This window comes from Arthrobacter sp. CAN_A2, from assembly GCF_015752045.1.
GTDB lineage: Bacteria > Actinomycetota > Actinomycetes > Actinomycetales > Micrococcaceae > Arthrobacter_D.
Genome location: NZ_JADOUS010000065.1, coordinates 1 through 1371 on the forward strand (window position 1 = coordinate 1; position 1371 = coordinate 1371).

Below are 1371 nucleotides of genomic sequence, written 5' to 3' on the forward strand. Positions count from 1 at the left end.
TCAAGATGAATGCTTAGACACACTCATCTCAGCAGGGCCACGAGCTTCTTGCTATCTACGACACGAGACCGCTTCCCCACCAACCGTGAAGAGCCTGTTTCACCCTACTTCGGGGTGCGCTGATGTGCGCTCTGCTATTGATCCTTGTTCGCGCTGCGACCGTCTGATCGGTCTCGACGGCGTCCATGTCGAGGAGGCCGAGCGCGACGACGGGCTGCTGACGGTAACCGTCTCGACGCCAGCCGGGCCGGTCGGGTGCCCGGGGTGCGGGGTCATCGCTGTCGGTCGTGGCAGGCGCCGGAGGGTTCTGCACGATGTGCCCGGAGTAATCCGAGTACGGGTGATCTGGCGGCAACGCGTGTGGCGGTGCGGTGACGCGGACTGCGTCAACAAGACGTTCGTCGAACAGCTCCCGTCGCTGGTTGCTGCGCGCGGTTCGATCACCACGCGGGCCGTCATTTGGGCGATCGGACAGCTCCGTCGTGAGCATGCCACGATCGCAGGTCTCGCCCGGCAGCTGGGGACGTCGTGGAAGACGGTATGGCGTGCGATCGAACCCGAACTGATACGCCTCGCCGACGATGAGTCCCGGTTCGAGAACGTCGCCACGCTCGGGGTCGACGAGCATGTCTGGCATCGCGTGGACCCGCGACGGCGGGGCCCGAAAGAGCTGACCGGCATGGTCGATCTCACCCGCGACAAACACGGGAAGACGCGGGCGAGACTATTGGATCTGGTGCCAGGCCGATCAGGGAAGGCATACAAGGACTGGCTCGAAGAACGAGGGCCTGGGTTCCGGAACAATGTGCAGGTCGCGGCGTTGGACCCGTTCGCGGGATACAAGACCGCAATCGATGCCAAACTCGAGGACGCCACCGCTGTACTCGACGCGTTCCATGTTGTGAAACTAGGCACCGCAGCCGTCGATGAGGTCCGCCGCCGGGTGCAGCAGGACACCCTCGGGCACTGGGGACGCAAGGGAGACCCGCTCTACGGTATCCAAACCATTCTCCGCGCCGGTTCCGAGAACCTCACCGACAAGCAACGCGCCAGGCTGGTCGCGGCGATCGAAGCCCACCCCGCTCACGAGGAGGTGTTCATCGCGTGGCAGTGCGCCCAACAGCTCCGCTCCGCTTACCGCGCCAAGGATCTCGCCGAGGGAAGACGGACCGCGGAGAAAGTCGCTGACTCACTCCACACCTGCCCGATCCCTGAGATCGCCCGCCTCGGCCGGACAGTGCGGAAATGGCGAAAGGCCTTCCTCGCGTACTTCACCCTTGGTGTCAACCGGTGGAAGCAACATTGTCGGTGAGTAGTCGAGTGAAGACTTCCCGGGGAGTGAGGTAGCCCAGGGTGGCTCGGGGTCGGTCG

The 1371-nt window shown here is 64.3% G+C and carries 1 pseudogene; it reads left to right on the forward strand.

Going from position 1 to position 1371, the window contains the following annotated elements:
• Positions 1-94: 94 nt before the first annotated feature.
• A pseudogene (locus IWX63_RS16595) lies at positions 95-1282 on the forward strand (ISL3 family transposase); the annotation flags it as partial.
• Between the last annotated feature and the right edge of the window lie 89 nt (positions 1283-1371).